We start from the raw sequence: 14,379 nt of genomic DNA on the forward strand, positions 1-14,379 counted from the left end.
ACGAGCCCGCTGGGAAGAAGCTCATCGGAATGACCACCGCTAACGTATGAGTCTTGGTGCCCATATCACTGGAGATTTAGCTTCTTTTTTCTTCACTTTTCCCTCTAATTCAATGAAATCCTCTTTTTTGACCCTGCTGGCAGCTTTTGCCCTTACCATTGGAACGGCGGCAGCCCAAACGTCCCCCCCTGATGGTGGCGGAATGCAAGGCGGTGGCGGCGGCTACGGCCGCATGCAAGGCTCGCCCGACGAGATGGCTAAGCGCCAAACCGAGCGCATGACCAAAGAACTGGGTCTGAACCCTGACCAAGCCGCCAAAGTGCAGCAAATTCAGGCCGCTCGCGCCCAAGAAATGCAGGCCATGCGTGGCCAGGGTGGCGGCGACCGCGACAAAATGCGCGAGCAAATGCAAGCCAACCGCACCAAGTACGATGCCCAATTTAAAGAAGTGCTGACTGCCGACCAGTACACGAAGTACACCAGCATGGAAAGCAACCGCATGAACCGCGGCGGTGGCCGTCCCGGCATGGATGCTGCCGGCGCTGATGTGGACAAGCTGAAAGCCAAGACAAAAGACGGCGAGAAAATCAAAGCCAAAGAAGACAAACTGAAGGTGAAGGCCGATGGCGTAAAGGTCAAAACCGAAAACTAAGCCCTTCTGAATCACCTGAAATGCAAAAGCCCCGACCGGTTGGTCGGGGCTTTTTTGGTGGTTGACGGTCAGAGGAACGTCTACCGAGCGCAGTGCATATCAAATCAACTTATCGGGTGTTATCGGCAATTCCCGGACCCGCTTGCCAGTGGCATGGTATACGGCATTGGCTACAGCGGCGGGGAAACCGACCAGGCCAATTTCGCCTAAGCCTTTGGCGCCGATAGGGTCGAGCAGCAGGTCGGGTTGGTTGATGAATTCGACTTCGATGGCGGGAATGTCGGCGTTGACGGGGACGTGGTATTCGGCCAGGTCGTGGTTCACGATGCGGCCGTAGCGGTGGTCGAGGCGGGCATCTTCCATCAGGGCCAGGCCAATGCCCCACACCACGGAACCCAGCACCTGGCTGCGGGCGGTGTTGGCGTTCAGCACCGTGCCCGCGTCCACCACCGATACCACCCGGCTTACGCGTACGGCGCGGGTGAGCGGATGCACTTGCACTTCCACAAAGTTGGCGCAGAAGGACTTGCCGGAATATTTCTCCATTTCCGGTGACTTTTCCGCCTTCTGTGTTACTTCCAGCGCGGGCAACTGATGCCTCTTCAACACCTCGCCGTAGCTCAGGCGCCGTCCATGCCTACGCGCTGACACGATGAAGCCTTTTTCGGTGGTCAGTTCCGCTGGCGTGGCCTTATCCAATGGGCTGCCGGGAATCCTTGCGGCCAGCTCCAACAGCTGCTTTTTCAGCGCCGCGCACACCTCGTGCACGGCCGAGCCTACTGACGTAGCCGTGTGCGAGCCGGCCTGCAGCGGTGCTTCGGGTAGTGCCGAGTCGCCCAGCTCGAAGCGGATATTGGCGGCGGGTACGCCGCTGGCGTCGGCCGCAATCTGGGTCATGATGGTGGCGGTGCCGGGGCCGGTGTCGGCGGTGGCGCTTTGCACCAGCAGGGTGCCATCGGGTAATAGGCGGGCGCGGGCGGTGGCGGGGCTGCGCTCGGCTTTGTAGATGCCCGTGGCCATGCCCCAACCCAGCAGGTAGCCATCGGGGGTGCGCATGGAGCCGGGTGCGGCCGTGCGCTTGCTCCAGCCAAAGCGGGTGGCGCCGTGCTCGTAGCATTCGCGCAGGTGCTTGCTGCTCCAGGGCTTGTCGTTTTCGGGGTCGCGCTCGGCGTAGTTCTTCAGGCGGAGGGCCAGTGGGTCCAGTTGCAGGGCTACGGCCAGCTCGTCCATGGCGCATTCCAGGGCGAAGGAACCGCTGGTTTCGCCGGGGCCGCGCGTCCAGCAGGGCGTGCTCAGGTCCAGGGGCACGAGGCGGTAGCTGGTGTTGAGGTTGGGTACCGCGTAGGCCGATTTGGTGGGGTGGACAATGCGCTCGGCAAACTGCTCGTGCTGGGATGTGTTGCCGTAGGCCTGGTGCGTGATGCCCACTAGCGTGCCATCGGACGTGGCGCCTAATCCCATTTTTTGAATGGATTGCGGCCGGTAGCCCACCATGTTGAACTCGTGGTCGCGCCGGCCCATTACTTTCACCGGACGGCCCAGCTTTTTGGCGGCAATAATGGCGGCCATCTCGGGCGGCCAGATGCGCGATGAACCGCCAAATGCCCCGCCCACAAAGTGCGAGTGCACTCGCACGCTTTCGGCCGGCAGCTGCCACATGCGCATCAGGTCGCCTTGCGCCAGCTTGGGCCCCTGGGTTTTGTTGTACACGGTTAGCCTTTCGCCTTCCCAGAGCGCAATGGCGGCGTGCATTTCCATGGGATTGTGCACCTGCATGGGCGTGCGGTACTCCTGCTCCACGCGCACGGGGGCCGTTTTGTAAGCATCGGGCTGGCCGCGCGAGTAGCTGGCTTCCTGCTTCGGAGTCACGTTGGCCGCGAGGTGCTGCGCCAGGTTGGTCTGGTGCTGGGCCACTTCATATTCTACCCTCACCAATGAGGCCGCGTACTGCGCCTGTTCCAGCGTTTCGGCCACAGCCAAGGCCACAGGCTGGTTGTTGAAATGAACCTGGTCGTCGTAAAACACGCGAAATTCCTGGCCTTCCACGCGCGGGTTTTTATTGGTTTGCGGACTCTGATAACCTGGCGCTTTGGGCGCGTTCAGGTGCGATACCACGGCCAGCACACCGGGGACTTTTTCAGCCATTGCGGTATCCAGTCGCTTGATGCGGCCGCGCGCAATGCTGCTGGTTACCAGCACACCATGCACGCAGCCCGGCACCTGGCATTCGGCAGCGTAGCGGGCCTGACCGGTCACTTTCAGGCGTCCGTCGACGCGGCTGAGCGGCTCGCCGGTGGCCGACGGTGCGGGGAAGTTGTTATCCATATAGCTGGTGGTGAAGGCCTGTGGCTTTACGGCCAGCCAACTGGCCCCGTTGCAACAGCATGGCCGCACCGAGTTTTAGTATCCCAATGCTACGCTTCGGCTTGGCGGTAATCATTCAACTCGGAGCGAAGCACAGCTTTGGGGGTACCTCACAAAAAAGAACGGCTGCTCCTGAATCAGGAACAGCCGTTGGCAACAAAATCAAATCAGGAGAATGGGCTTCGTTACAACGTACCGCGGTGCGATTTCGACTTTGGAGTACCAGTGGCGTGGCGGGCCGAAGGCTTGTGCTGGAACAGTCCCAGGAAACCATTCTTACGCCGGCTGTGGCCGCGGTAGAGTTTGTAAACCGGCCGGTAATTGCCAGCCATGGGCTTGCGACGGTGTAGTGGACGAGTGGAAACCGCAGCGGGGGCGGCCTGAATTTCGGAGGCAAAGAACCCCAGCATGCAGAGGAACAACAAAGCGGTACGCAGCATAGAAAAGGTGAAAATGGTGGTACTCATGCACGGCGGTTTTCGCCATCGGCAGCGGCTTGCTACTGCACTACTAACCTCAGAAAGACCCAAATTATTTCCCTCTTCCCCTTTTTATTCGACCGCTTCGATGTAGCAATCGACCAACCCATGAGCTGGAACCACTGACAATGAGCAAGAAGGCAGCGCTGGCAACTCCCCAAAAAAAGTTACAGTTACCAGCCTCTTTCCGGGCTAAAAATAATTGTCGAAGTTTGATAGCGCCTCTTTTTCCACTGCTCATGGCCACCCTAACCGACGCCCAACGCCCCATCAACGACCTACTGATTGCCCGGCTGAAAATGGCTGGCTGCGTGCGCGGCCGACTCATCGTGACCGGGGCCGCCGCCCAACTCAGCCTCACCGGCGAGCGGACCAACGGCCAGCCGGTGTTCTTCTGGGAATTCAACGACCGCATCTTCAATCGACTGTTGGGCGACTACCTCGAAGCCGGCTACCCGACCGGCACCGCCCGCCTCACCATCGATATCAACGTACTTACGGGTCGCTGCACCTACCAACTTACCACCGAGGCGCAGCAGACTGCCTCCGTAACCCTCGAAAAACAACAGGACCTGATGGCCAAGAAAAACAGCTCCCGCTCCCGTACGCCTTACGGCGCCGACCTGGCCCAGCAAGTAGCCGACGCCGTGGCGCGGGGCGGCACCCTGGCGCCTTCCCACCGCGACTATTGCGGCATGGACTTCCACTACCGCAACCAGCAGTTTTGCTACGGCGAGGTGTGGGACGGTCACTACATGGAGAAGCCGCAGCGCTGCTTCAGCACCCGTGAGAAATTTGCGCACTGGCTGGCCCAGCAGTCTGACCATTCGCTTTCGCGGGCCGAGGAAGCCGACTCGTGGTACTGGGACAACCAAACCATCACCCTGCAGCGGCTGCTCGATTTTGTGCAGGCTCAGCCATAACCCCGCCGTTGCCTACGCAGCAGCAAGGGTCATCCGCTGGCGGGCTTCGGCAATGGCCGGCGCGTGTACCGCAGCCCAGTTACCCAGTTGAATCACCGCCCCTAGCAGGCTCTGGCCCAGTTCCGTTAGCGCGTACTCCACCCTCGGGGGCACCTCGGCGTACACGGTGCGCGTCACCAGTCCATCGGCCTCCAGGCCGCGGAGCGTGACGGTGAGCATGCGCTGCGAAATGCCGTCGATGCGCTTGCGCAATTCGTTGAAGCGCAGGCTTTCGGTACTGCCCAAGTGCAGGATGGATAGCAGGGACCATTTGTCGCCGATGCGGTCCAGAATGTCACGCACGGGGCACAGCGCAAAGCTGTCGGGAGGGACGGTGATAATTTTTTTGGCCGCCGCCCGAACTTCAGCGGTCTGAGCATCAACAACGGTTACTTCCATGTGCCTTAAGCAGAAATAAATGCCTTCTTGCGCCGTGGCAATAGGGCCAAATACCTTTGGGTTACCAAAAGTAACTATTGGCCCTTTAACATCCAACTGTATGATTGCCATCACCGGCGCCACCGGCCACCTCGGCCTCGCCACCATCAATGCCCTGCTGCCCAAAGTAGCACCCACCGAAATAGTCGCCGTAGTGCGCGACCCACAAAAAGCCGCCAGTACGCTCCCACAGGGCCTAACGGTGCGCACCGGTGACTACAACGACCCCGCCTCCCTACTTGCTGCCTTTCAGGGGGTCGAAACCGTCGTACTCATTTCCAGCAGCGAACTGGAAAACGACGCCCGGATACGTGAGCACCGCAACGTGATTGACGCCGCCAAGCAGGCCGGCGTGCGCCACCTGATTTACACCAGCATCGTCAACCCGTCGCCAGAATCGGCCTTCAATGCTTCGCCCAGCCATTTTAGCACCGAAGAATACCTGCGTGCCTCGGGCCTTGCCTACACCGTTTTCCGCAATACGCTTTACCTCGACATCATTCCGATGCTGGTGGGCGAAGGCAAGCTGCCCAGCAGCAAGCTCTACTCCTCGGCAGGTGATGGCAAGGTGAGCTACGGCCTGCGCGCCGAAATGGGCGAGGCCCTGGCCAATGTGCTCACGTCCGAAGGCCACGAAAACCAGGTGTACGACATTGCCCCCGGCCCTGCTTATTCCTTCCAGGACCTAGCCGCCACGCTGAGCGAAGTAACCGGCCAGCCAGTGGAATACGTGTCCGTTTCGGGTGAGGAAATTGCGGCCGGCATGCGCCAGCACCAGGTTCCCGAGCCGTTTGTCAACCTACTGCTGGGCATGCACCAAGCCATGAAAAACGGCGAGTTTGCGATGCCCAGCACCACGTTTGAGCAGCTGCTCGGCCGCAAGCCGATGGATTTGAAAACGTACCTGACCAGCGTGTACGGCAAATAATTCGGCGGTAATTGCCCGACACAAGGCCGTCATTGAGCAGCACGCGTGCTGCTCAATGACGGCCTTGTGCTGGTTACTTCAACCTACGGCCTAATCGCGCTACTCCAGTTTCTCGCCCATGTACCGCTGCCACAGCTTCACGGCCTGCTGCCGAAATGCGGGCGGAGCTGCCTGAAATGCCGCATCAAGTTTATAGTCGCCGCCGTCGTACTGCTTGGCACCTACCTGAATGCGGCTGTTACCGCGCACGGCGTACTTCTTCGCGCCTTCGCGCATGATGATTTTCTGGGTACTCGGGCTCACGTCGCCTCGGCAAGTGGTGCGGTACACCACCCAGACTTCGGCCGTGCCGTTTTGGTCGAGGTCGGTCACGGTGAGGCTGCCGGGCAGGAACCGGGCTTCGAGGTCCAGCGGGCAGTCGGGCACGAAGTCGTGCACCTGCCAGCTGAGCGTGGGCGCGCCGTTGGTGGGCACCTGGTATTGGTAGGCGTACAGGTCGGCCTGTTGGCCGTCGTCGGGGTTGGCGGCGGGCACGGGGCCAGTTTCGGTGGTGAGCACGGTGTAGGTCCCGGTGCGGTCGGTGTAACGAAGGGCCTGCACCACTTTGCCCGCATGCCGCAGGGTAGCTGGCACGGCTGTGCGCGCCAGGGGGCTAACTTTCACCTGGGCCCGCCCGACCAGTGGCACTAGTAGCAATGGAAGCAGTAAGCGTACGTAGGGCATGAGTGTTGCGTATTTTTAGGGCTATTCGCAGGGAGCGGCTGAAAGGTTGGCGGCAACGGGTTGAGCCGGCCATGCCCAACTACCCCGGCCCTAAGTGCTTTTCTGCAATAGCTGAATTCCTCCAATCCCGTTTTCAGGACAATGAACCCTGACTTCACTCCCACCCAAATCCGCGTCAACGACTTGCTGGCCCAGCAACTCAAGGCAACTGGCTGCCGGGGTGGCCGCCTGCAGCTACGGCTCACCAGTGGCGCGGGCCTGGTCAGCATTTCGGGCTACCACCACAGCGGCAAGAACGTGGAAGAAACGCCCGGCGACCAAACCCTCACCCGGCAACGGCTGGAAGACTTCGTACGATGAGCACCGACTTCACGCCCAACCAAACCGACCTCAACGAGGCGCTGACGGAACTTTTCGCTACGGCTGAGTGCTGGGGCGGGTATTTGGCAATGCAACCCACCCCTGGAGAAGTGCTCTACAACGCCTGGGGCTACCACCAAAGCGGCAAGGAAATCAACGTCTACCCTATTCTGCCACCTCTAAAGGCGCTGCTGAACCAGTACGCGGCCGAAACGCCGGGCGGTATTGGCTTCCTGACCATCTTCGTGAACCTGCGCCAAGCCGTGTTTACCTACCAGCATACCAGCGTGTCCAAAGAGGCAGGGGCCGCAGCCGCCAAAGCAACGGCCCAGGCCGAGCAGGACCGCGCCTACCGCGAGCGCCTGCGCCGGGAGCTTTCGCCGGCTTCCTTTGGGCCCGAGCTGGCCGCCCAGGTGGCGGAGGCGCTGGCCCAGGGCCGCTGGTTCAACTACGGGCACCCGGCCTACTGTGGCATGGGCTTCGACGTGGTGGAGGGCCAGTACCGCTATGGCAGCGTATGGGAAGGAGGCTTGGAGCCCGAGCGCACGTTTGCCGACCGCGTCGGTTTCGTGGCCTGGCTGGCCCAACAGTCGGACCTCAGCCTGGCCTTGCTGGAATTTGAAGACCCCATGCTTTGGAACAACCAAACCGTGACCCGCGCCCGGCTGCTGGAGCTGGTGGGTAGCGCTACCTCGCTATAATATTTTCGCCTCACCATGCTCGACCACGCCCTTTTTGAACCCATTCGCCAGGCAGCGCTGCTATTTCCCGGCGCTGAGGACAGCCTGTCGCACAACGACACGCCAAGCATCAAGGTGCGGGGCAAATTGCTGTGCCGGCTGCACGAAAGCGGCGAATTTATCCCGATTCATGTGGGGTTCGAGCACCGGGACTATTTCCTGGAAACCTACCCCGAAACGTTTCACCTGCCCGAGCATTTCCGGAAATACCCTTATGTAGCCTTATGGCTCCAACACTACAGCCCACACGTGCTGCGTGAGGTGCTGGAGCGCGGCTGGCGCGGCCTGGCCTCGCAACGGCAATTGCGGGAATGGGAGCAGCGAAAGGCTGCCGATGAAGCAAGGCGTTAGAATTCGAACGTTTCACAGTGCAGCACGGTGGGTTCGAATTCGAGCAGGTATTGGGCATCTTCTGGGTAGTAGCGGGCCTGCTCATACTGTTCGCCCGCAAAGCCTTTGATGCTTTCGTAGCTGTTCCAGCGGGTGACGGTCCAGAAATGACACCGGTCGTTTTCCAGCCGCCGCAGCACCTGCACACCCAGGTTGCCGGGGGTGTTTTTATAATCCGCAATGCCGGACTCTTCCAAGTAGTGCAGGTAGGCATCGGCATGCTCGGCCAGCGTAAGGCCGTGCCAGATGCGGGTAATAACAGTAGCCATGGGCAAAGAGCAAAAGCGGTAAATTGGGAATTCTACGCAAACCGCTGCTGAGTAAGTTGCCCTATTTCAGCCGCGCCGAAATGGGTCCCATTAGCCCTCCGCTTCAGGAATACACTTTCAGAATCTTGCCATTCACGGCTCCTTGCACGCTGAGGATGTAGGCATTTACCAGCTTGGGCATCGGCACCAGGTTGTAGCCGGGAAACAGGGCGCCGTACCGTTCCCGGCTGTCCTCTACCAGGCCGGGGCTCACCACGTTGATGCGCTGGCCGTGCCGGAGCTCCTGCGCGGCGGCCAGCACAAAGCTGTTGAGGGCGCCATTGAGCATGGCCACGGCGGCTCCGTTGCGGGCCGGGTGTTCGGCCGCAATGCCAGAAGTCAGGGTGAAAGACCCGCTGGCGGCCAGGTAGCGCTGCCCAATGAGCACCAGATTCACCTGCCCGAGCAGCTTGCCTTCAATACCCGGCATCAGGTCGGCCTGGCGCACGGTGTGGAAGTCGCCGTAGTACCCGGTGCCGGCCGTGCAAATGCAGGCATCGACGGAGCCGAGCTGCTGAAACATGGCTTCGATGGAAGCTTCAGATGCCAGGTCCACCCGAACGTCGCCGCTGTTGCGGCCAGCCGTGATGAGTTCGTGCGTGCCAGCAAAGGCGGCAGCCACGCGTTTGCCGATGGTGCCGTGGCCACCAATTAGTAAGATTTTCATGCGGAATGGTTTTGTTTTTGAGAAAGCAAAACTACCCGACCCCCAAAGCCCAGGAATAGCCCAAATAGCTCAATCCATCGCCGTTTTGGCTCGCAGGGCCTGCGGCGTATGGCCGTACTGCTTTTTGAAAATCCGGATAAAGTAGGAGGTGTTCTCGAAGCCACACTCCTGGGCCACTTCGGCCACCCGCTTGTGCCCGTCCTGCAACAGCAGCCGGGCGTGGGCCAGGCGCTGTTGGTTTAGCCACTGCCGGGGCGGACAGTGGTAGTGCCGCTGAAAATCCCGCTTGAACGAGGCCAGGCTGCGGTTGGAGAGTTGCGCCAGGTCGGCCACCGTCACGGGTTGCAGCAAGTGGGTACGCACAATGAAGTCGAGGGCAGCCGGTTCTGTACGCAGGGCTTCGGCTACAAAATCGGCTAGCTGCTGCGCATGAGCGGCGGCACTGAGTAGCAACAGCAGCTCTTGCTGCTTCAGCGGCAGCAGGTGGTCGGGGGCCGGCCGGGGCTGGTCGAAGTAGCGCCGCAGTTGGGCTTTAAAGTCCTGGACCAGCGCATCGGCCGGCAATACCAGATACGGGGGTGCCTCGGCCGGTGGGCGCGGCCGGCCCGCGGGCAAGGCCAGGGACCTCAGGTGCCGGGCTGGCATAAAAAGCAGCAAGGCCTCAAAGTCCAGGCCTTCTTCAATGTACTCGGCCATCACGTAAATGCCCCGTTTCAGCAGCACCGCTTGCTGGGCCCCCACTTCCAGGGTATGCCCTGGAAAATGGAGCAGCTTCACGCCCCTATTCACCAGAATAACGGTGTGCTCAGTCAGAAAAACCGTGCGCTTGCCCGCCTTGGATTCAATCTTAAGCTTGGCAAAAACTTCGGCTTTCCCTGTGATGAAAGAAGAATCGTGGGCTGGAACAGCCGCCGGGGGAAATCGAAAAAACATGGGTCTGGGTAAGGAAAGCCGGTAAGGGAAAAGCTCATCCGGCTGAGTGTAGGCGAGGCAGCTCTACTGCCAGAAGCCATCATTTACTACTGTTGTAAAGATGCCTCGCCTACACTCAGCCGGATGAGCCTGGCTGTAGACTTTTTTCAGAAATTTAAAAATAAGTCTACAGCCACTCCCTAGCCTCATGACCCACCGACGTCTTTCCACCGAAACTCCCATTGGGGCCGTGCGCCGTTACTTTGGCCTCAGCCAACAGGAGTTAGCTATGTTTTTGAATGTGGGCAAGGCCATTATCGGCCACATTGAAGCCGGCCGCCGCGACCTCACCTTGGCCCTGCGCCTGCGCTTGTTTCCCCTACTCCGGCACCTGCCCGCCCCGCCCCTGCTCCCGCCCGACGATGAGCCGCTGCCCGCCACTACTCCCGCACCAGAGGCTGCCCCCCTGGCATTCCGCCGCAAAGTGTGTCTACACAGGGCCCAAGGCCTCCGCCTCGAACTTATGAAGCTCACGGCGCGGGCCGTGTACGCCAGCCGCTGGCAGCAGGCCCTGCCCACCATCCTAGCCGACCTCGAAGCCGCAGCCGCCCTCCTGCCCCCCGTCCCGGAAGACGGGGACCTGAACGCCAGTATTCGCCGGTGGCTCCCCTCCCTGGCCCGCCGCTTCAAGCCCAGCCACGCTGCCCAATACCACCTCCTGCGCCTGCAAGCCGAAGCCTATGAAACCGAAGCCGCCGCGCTGGCGGAGCTGCTGGCGCGCGCTTAGCACGCGTACCTTGTGCCTGAAACCTCTGATAAGGAGACTCCTTCAGCGGCAAAACGGGACCGGGTCATCTGGCTGCTTTAGGCAGCCGTTATGTTTTGGCAGGTATTTAAGCGCATCGCTTATGCATGAGATTTCAGCATAGGTTGCTGATTAACCATATAGCACCCATTAATAACATGCCCTTGCTTAAATACCTTACCCCCTTTTTACTCAATGGGCTTTTATTACTTATCGTGTATCTGGTCGGGAAGCAAAACAGCAACCAGTATGGGTTAGCCGTCTACATGCTCATTATTATATTTATTGGACTTATCGTCAACCTAATCCTCCTCTTTATATTTATTTTCAATAAGGATTATAAATCCGCGGGGCTATACTTTTTGGCATCGGCTGCTATTATTATTTTCCTTATTCGGCTATAAAACAGCTATTCAGTTCGGCAAATCCATGAACGAGTTATAATATTCTCTGGTCCGGCACCGAGCCGACCGATTGAAGAGCAGGAACATGTATGATTTATTGACTCGTTATACCACTGACTACATTTAAATAGTACGAAATTTAATTCAGAAAGAAAATGGCTATTGACCGCGCAGATTGGCACCACGGCGGGGACTTTCCCAACGACTTACCGGACGAAAACGGGGGTACCCACATCGGCATGTACCTCGCCTGGATAATTAATAACTACCTGGAAGGTGAGATTCACCACGAGGATGAAGCTTCGGAGCAACTTCTGACGCAAGTCAGAAACCGGGAAATAACGGGCCGCGACTTTCTGTCCCAAGCGTGCGACGAGAAGTTTTGGGAAAGCGACCTGAATGCGGAAGGCCTGGCTTTCACGCAGCAGTATTACGTGACCCAAGGCAGCGGCCCCACTTATTTCGAAGACTACATAGCTGCCCTCGCCGAGGAGTTGCCCAGCATCTATCACGTCAAAGACACTTGGGAAAACTACGACATCCTCAGCAAGCGGCTGGACCGACGGTTTCGGGAGTGGAAGGCTGGAACAGCAGATGCCTAGTTACACAAGGCTCGTAGCTTCATTCTTCTAAAAACGCCACAACATGATTTGGGAGCCCATCACACTCGAAGCATTATACAACCAGATTCTTCGTGCAGAAGAAGAAATGAATAGTGAGCTTCAACGATTCTGGGAGCTTATTAAGATATTTCCAGAGAAGTGGATAGGGCCGGAATATGGCAAAGAAGGCGGCGGCTTTTGGGTAGTCGCTATTTGCGGTCGAAATATCATCTGGTACAATGATATTGAAGAAGGCTTCAACATTTCGCCTTATAAACAGTATGGTGAATTTGAAGACTACCGATGCAATCAGGATGATTTGCAATATCCTGTTCAAAGCCTACTCACAGTTATAAATTTCGGAGGTGACATGCCTGGCTATTTTGCGCCACCACAAACTATCGATTAATAATAGAACTCAGTGTATGAATGCTTCTCTAGAAAGTGTGAAAGAGATGTTTCACAAAATGGAAGCAGACGGGTGGAATACAAGCTCTGCTCTAAAGTGGGGGTTTTTCTTTTTTGACAAAGACAGGGACAAGCTGCTTGATGTACTTTTTGAATTAGAAGAGAGTTCGTATCGAATTGAAGAAATCCATCAAGCAGATAGTGGGGACTGGGTACTTCAAGTTTCCAAAATAGATACCTTAACTCCTGAGAAGCTTCACAGGCGCAACCTTGCGTTTAATGAATTGGCTACTCATTGTGGTGTTGAATTATATGATGGTTGGGACGTGGGCAAAATAGAATAGCCAACCCCACCACCACCTCACTCGTCTAACCGGCTCCACCCAAGCCCGACCCTAGATGAGCCTTTGGCAAATTATCCAACGCCTGCTGCCGTTTGTGCGGCCCTACCGCCGCCTCGTTATTGCCACGCTACTGCTCACGCTAGTGGGCTCGCTGGCCGCGCAGGTCAACCCCTTCGTGTTGCGCTACACCGTGGACACCGTGCAAGGCATGCTGGACAAGGGCCAGGGCCTGGCCGAGGGCTGGCCCCTGCTGGCCTGGGTGAGCGGGCTGCTGCTGGGCAAGGAAATCATCAACACCTTCATCCAGTTCGGGCAGAAATACTACGGCGAGAAAATCCGCATCCAGATTTCCGGCGTGCTGGCCCAAACGGCCGTGAGCAAGATTCTGAGCTACCAGCTCGGTTTCTTCTCCGACGACGGCAACCAGACCGGCAAGCTCCAAACCCGCATCGACCGGGGCGTGGAGAGCCTTATGAAGCTGGTGCAAAACTTCTTCATCGACATCATGCCGCTTTTCGCCAACGCCATTGTGGCGCTGGTGGTCATTTTTCTGAATAACAAGTGGGTGGGGCTGGTGGCGCTGGCGGTATTGCCGGTGTATTTCTGGCTCAGCTACGCGCAGGCCGAGAAACTGCAGGGCGTGCGGCGCGGCCTGCAGCGCCTGCGTGAGGAGAAAAACCACGGCCTCATCAGCATCATCGACAGCATTGTAGTCATCAAAAGCTTCGTGCGTGAGCAGTACGAAGGCCAGAAGCAGGCCAGTGTGCAAAGCCGCCTCGAAGGCGCCCAGCTCCTGACCCGCAAAACCAACTTCCGCTTCGACGGCCTCAAAACCTTCGTCGAGCAGATTGGCGTGGTGGCCATCATCGTGCTCACGGCCTACCTCGTGCTCGGCCGCCAGATTTCCATCGGGGCCATCATGTTCCACATTCTGCTGTTCAACAACGTGTCGGCGCCCATCCGGCAGCTGCACCGCATCTACGACGAGATGAATGAGGCCCTCACCTACTCCGAAGGCTTCTTCGCCATCCTCGACGCCGACGACCAGCGCGAGCGCCCCGGCCAACTCGAACCCGGCGAAAACCTGCGCGGCCAGTTCGAGCTGCGCAACGTGAACTTCACCTACCCCAGCGGCACCGCCGCCCTGCACGACGTGAGCCTCCGCATTCAGGCCGGCAAAACCACCGCGCTGGTGGGGCTCAGCGGAGCAGGCAAAAGCACCATCATCACCCTGCTCTGCCAGTTCTACCGCCCCGATAGCGGCGACATCTTGCTCGATGGCCACCCGCTGGCGCAGTACGACACCTTCGCCCTGCGCCAGGAAATTGGCCTGGTGCTCCAGAAAAACCACATTTTCAAGGGTACCATCGAAGAAAACATCCGCTACGGCGACTTCACCGCCACCCAGGCCCAGATTGAAGCCGCCGCCAAGCAGGCCTACCTGCACGACCAGATTCTGGACCTGCCGCGCCAGTACGAGTCCGACGCCCAGCAGCTCAGCGGCGGCCAGCAGCAGCGCATCGCCATTGCCCGGCTCTTCCTCAAAAACCCGCCCATCATCTTCCTCGACGAGCCCACCGCCAGCCTCGACGCCATCGCCACCGAGCAAATCAAGAACTCGCTTGATGCCATCAAGCAGGGCCGCACGGTAGTCATCATCTCCCACAGCCTCGCCCAAATCGTGGATTCGGACTGCATCTACGTCATGAAAAAAGGCCACATGGTGGAAAGCGGCACCCACGACGAGCTTTACGCCAAGCACGGCACCTACCGCGAAATTTTCGACGCCTCGGCCCGTAGCTTAAATATCGAGAAGCTGGCCAAGACCATGGCCGATGACGGGGACGAGGTGCTGGACACGGCTTCGTGAGAAGTTATTCATTACTTTAAAGA

18 protein-coding genes are annotated in these 14,379 nt (G+C 58.7%); 11 read left to right on the plus strand and 7 right to left on the minus strand.

Going from position 1 to position 14,379, the window contains the following annotated elements; translation table 11 throughout:
• The first annotated feature begins 112 nt into the window (after positions 1–112).
• Positions 113–652: a Spy/CpxP family protein refolding chaperone gene (locus J4E00_RS10285; protein WP_208175066.1), complete on the plus strand. Its 540-nt coding sequence runs from the start codon at positions 113–115 to the stop codon at positions 650–652.
• 99 nt (positions 653–751) lie between these two features.
• On the opposite strand, the gene J4E00_RS10290 is transcribed toward J4E00_RS10285, so the two are convergent.
• Together J4E00_RS10290 and J4E00_RS10295 are read right to left on the minus strand one after the other, a co-directional pair.
• Complete coding sequence (locus tag J4E00_RS10290) at positions 752–2,977, minus strand: xanthine dehydrogenase family protein molybdopterin-binding subunit (protein WP_208175067.1); 2,226 nt, start codon at positions 2,975–2,977, stop codon at positions 752–754.
• Between the two features lie 224 nt (positions 2,978–3,201).
• Positions 3,202–3,456, minus strand: coding sequence for a hypothetical protein (locus J4E00_RS10295; protein WP_208175068.1), 255 nt, complete (start codon positions 3,454–3,456; stop codon positions 3,202–3,204).
• Positions 3,457–3,734: 278 nt separating this feature from the next.
• Between J4E00_RS10295 and J4E00_RS10300 the strand changes: the two genes are divergently transcribed.
• Positions 3,735–4,418, plus strand: coding sequence for a hypothetical protein (locus tag J4E00_RS10300; RefSeq protein ID WP_208175069.1), 684 nt, complete (start codon positions 3,735–3,737; stop codon positions 4,416–4,418).
• A 12-nt stretch (positions 4,419–4,430) separates the two neighbouring features.
• On the opposite strand, the gene J4E00_RS10305 is transcribed toward J4E00_RS10300, so the two are convergent.
• Positions 4,431–4,856, minus strand: coding sequence for a winged helix-turn-helix transcriptional regulator (locus J4E00_RS10305; protein WP_208175070.1), 426 nt, complete (start codon positions 4,854–4,856; stop codon positions 4,431–4,433).
• Between the two features lie 100 nt (positions 4,857–4,956).
• Here J4E00_RS10305 and J4E00_RS10310 point away from each other — a divergent pair, with 100 nt between their 5' ends.
• A complete protein-coding gene (locus J4E00_RS10310) occupies positions 4,957–5,823 on the plus strand; it encodes an SDR family oxidoreductase (RefSeq protein ID WP_208175071.1) in 867 nt (288 codons plus the stop codon).
• A 99-nt stretch (positions 5,824–5,922) separates the two neighbouring features.
• Here the strand turns inward: J4E00_RS10310 and J4E00_RS10315 are convergent, their stop codons facing one another.
• Positions 5,923–6,546, minus strand: a complete 624-nt coding sequence (locus J4E00_RS10315; RefSeq protein WP_208175072.1) for a M949_RS01915 family surface polysaccharide biosynthesis protein — start codon at positions 6,544–6,546, stop codon at positions 5,923–5,925.
• A 141-nt stretch (positions 6,547–6,687) separates the two neighbouring features.
• Between J4E00_RS10315 and J4E00_RS10320 the strand changes: the two genes are divergently transcribed.
• Genes J4E00_RS10320 through J4E00_RS10330 form a run of 3 tightly spaced genes read left to right on the plus strand, consistent with a single transcriptional unit; the run spans position 6,688 to position 7,997 of the window.
• On the plus strand, positions 6,688–6,906 hold the full coding sequence (locus J4E00_RS10320; protein WP_208175073.1) for a hypothetical protein: 219 nt from the start codon (positions 6,688–6,690) through the stop codon (positions 6,904–6,906).
• On the plus strand, positions 6,903–7,607 hold the full coding sequence (locus tag J4E00_RS10325) for a hypothetical protein (RefSeq protein ID WP_208175074.1): 705 nt from the start codon (positions 6,903–6,905) through the stop codon (positions 7,605–7,607). Before J4E00_RS10320 ends, J4E00_RS10325 begins: the two co-directional genes overlap by 4 nt.
• Before the next feature lie 15 nt (positions 7,608–7,622).
• Positions 7,623–7,997 carry an MmcQ/YjbR family DNA-binding protein gene (locus J4E00_RS10330; RefSeq protein ID WP_208175075.1) on the plus strand — a complete coding sequence of 125 codons (375 nt, stop codon included), beginning with the start codon at positions 7,623–7,625 and terminating at the stop codon, positions 7,995–7,997.
• On the opposite strand, the gene J4E00_RS10335 is transcribed toward J4E00_RS10330, so the two are convergent.
• The 3 genes from J4E00_RS10335 to J4E00_RS10345 all read right to left on the minus strand — a co-directional run bounded on the left by J4E00_RS10335 (position 7,994) and on the right by J4E00_RS10345 (position 9,944).
• Positions 7,994–8,305, minus strand: coding sequence for an antibiotic biosynthesis monooxygenase (locus tag J4E00_RS10335; protein WP_208175076.1), 312 nt, complete (start codon positions 8,303–8,305; stop codon positions 7,994–7,996). The two genes, J4E00_RS10330 and J4E00_RS10335, sit on opposite strands and share 4 nt — an antisense overlap.
• A 103-nt stretch (positions 8,306–8,408) precedes the next feature.
• Positions 8,409–9,011: a short chain dehydrogenase gene (locus J4E00_RS10340; RefSeq protein ID WP_208175077.1), complete on the minus strand. Its 603-nt coding sequence runs from the start codon at positions 9,009–9,011 to the stop codon at positions 8,409–8,411.
• Positions 9,012–9,080: 69 nt separating this feature from the next.
• Positions 9,081–9,944 (minus strand): helix-turn-helix transcriptional regulator, encoded by an 864-nt coding sequence (locus J4E00_RS10345; protein WP_208175078.1) that lies wholly within the window; start codon positions 9,942–9,944, stop codon positions 9,081–9,083.
• A gap of 187 nt (positions 9,945–10,131) precedes the next feature.
• On the opposite strand from J4E00_RS10345, the gene J4E00_RS10350 reads away from it, so the two are divergent.
• The 5 genes from J4E00_RS10350 to J4E00_RS10370 all read left to right on the plus strand — a co-directional run bounded on the left by J4E00_RS10350 (position 10,132) and on the right by J4E00_RS10370 (position 14,356).
• Complete coding sequence (locus tag J4E00_RS10350; RefSeq protein ID WP_208175079.1) at positions 10,132–10,710, plus strand: hypothetical protein; 579 nt, start codon at positions 10,132–10,134, stop codon at positions 10,708–10,710.
• 577 nt (positions 10,711–11,287) lie between these two features.
• Positions 11,288–11,734, plus strand: a complete 447-nt coding sequence (locus J4E00_RS10355) for a hypothetical protein (RefSeq protein WP_208175080.1) — start codon at positions 11,288–11,290, stop codon at positions 11,732–11,734.
• Between the two features lie 43 nt (positions 11,735–11,777).
• Complete coding sequence (locus J4E00_RS10360) at positions 11,778–12,143, plus strand: hypothetical protein (protein WP_208175081.1); 366 nt, start codon at positions 11,778–11,780, stop codon at positions 12,141–12,143.
• A 16-nt stretch (positions 12,144–12,159) separates the two neighbouring features.
• Positions 12,160–12,486: a ribonuclease E inhibitor RraB gene (locus tag J4E00_RS10365; RefSeq protein WP_208175082.1), complete on the plus strand. Its 327-nt coding sequence runs from the start codon at positions 12,160–12,162 to the stop codon at positions 12,484–12,486.
• Positions 12,487–12,541: 55 nt separating this feature from the next.
• Entirely contained in the window at positions 12,542–14,356 is a 1,815-nt protein-coding gene (locus J4E00_RS10370) for an ABC transporter ATP-binding protein (protein WP_208175083.1), read from the plus strand.
• Positions 14,357–14,379 lie beyond the last annotated feature (23 nt).

Origin of the sequence: Hymenobacter negativus (assembly GCF_017571495.1) — a bacterium.
Classification (GTDB): Bacteria; Bacteroidota; Bacteroidia; order Cytophagales; family Hymenobacteraceae; genus Hymenobacter; species Hymenobacter negativus.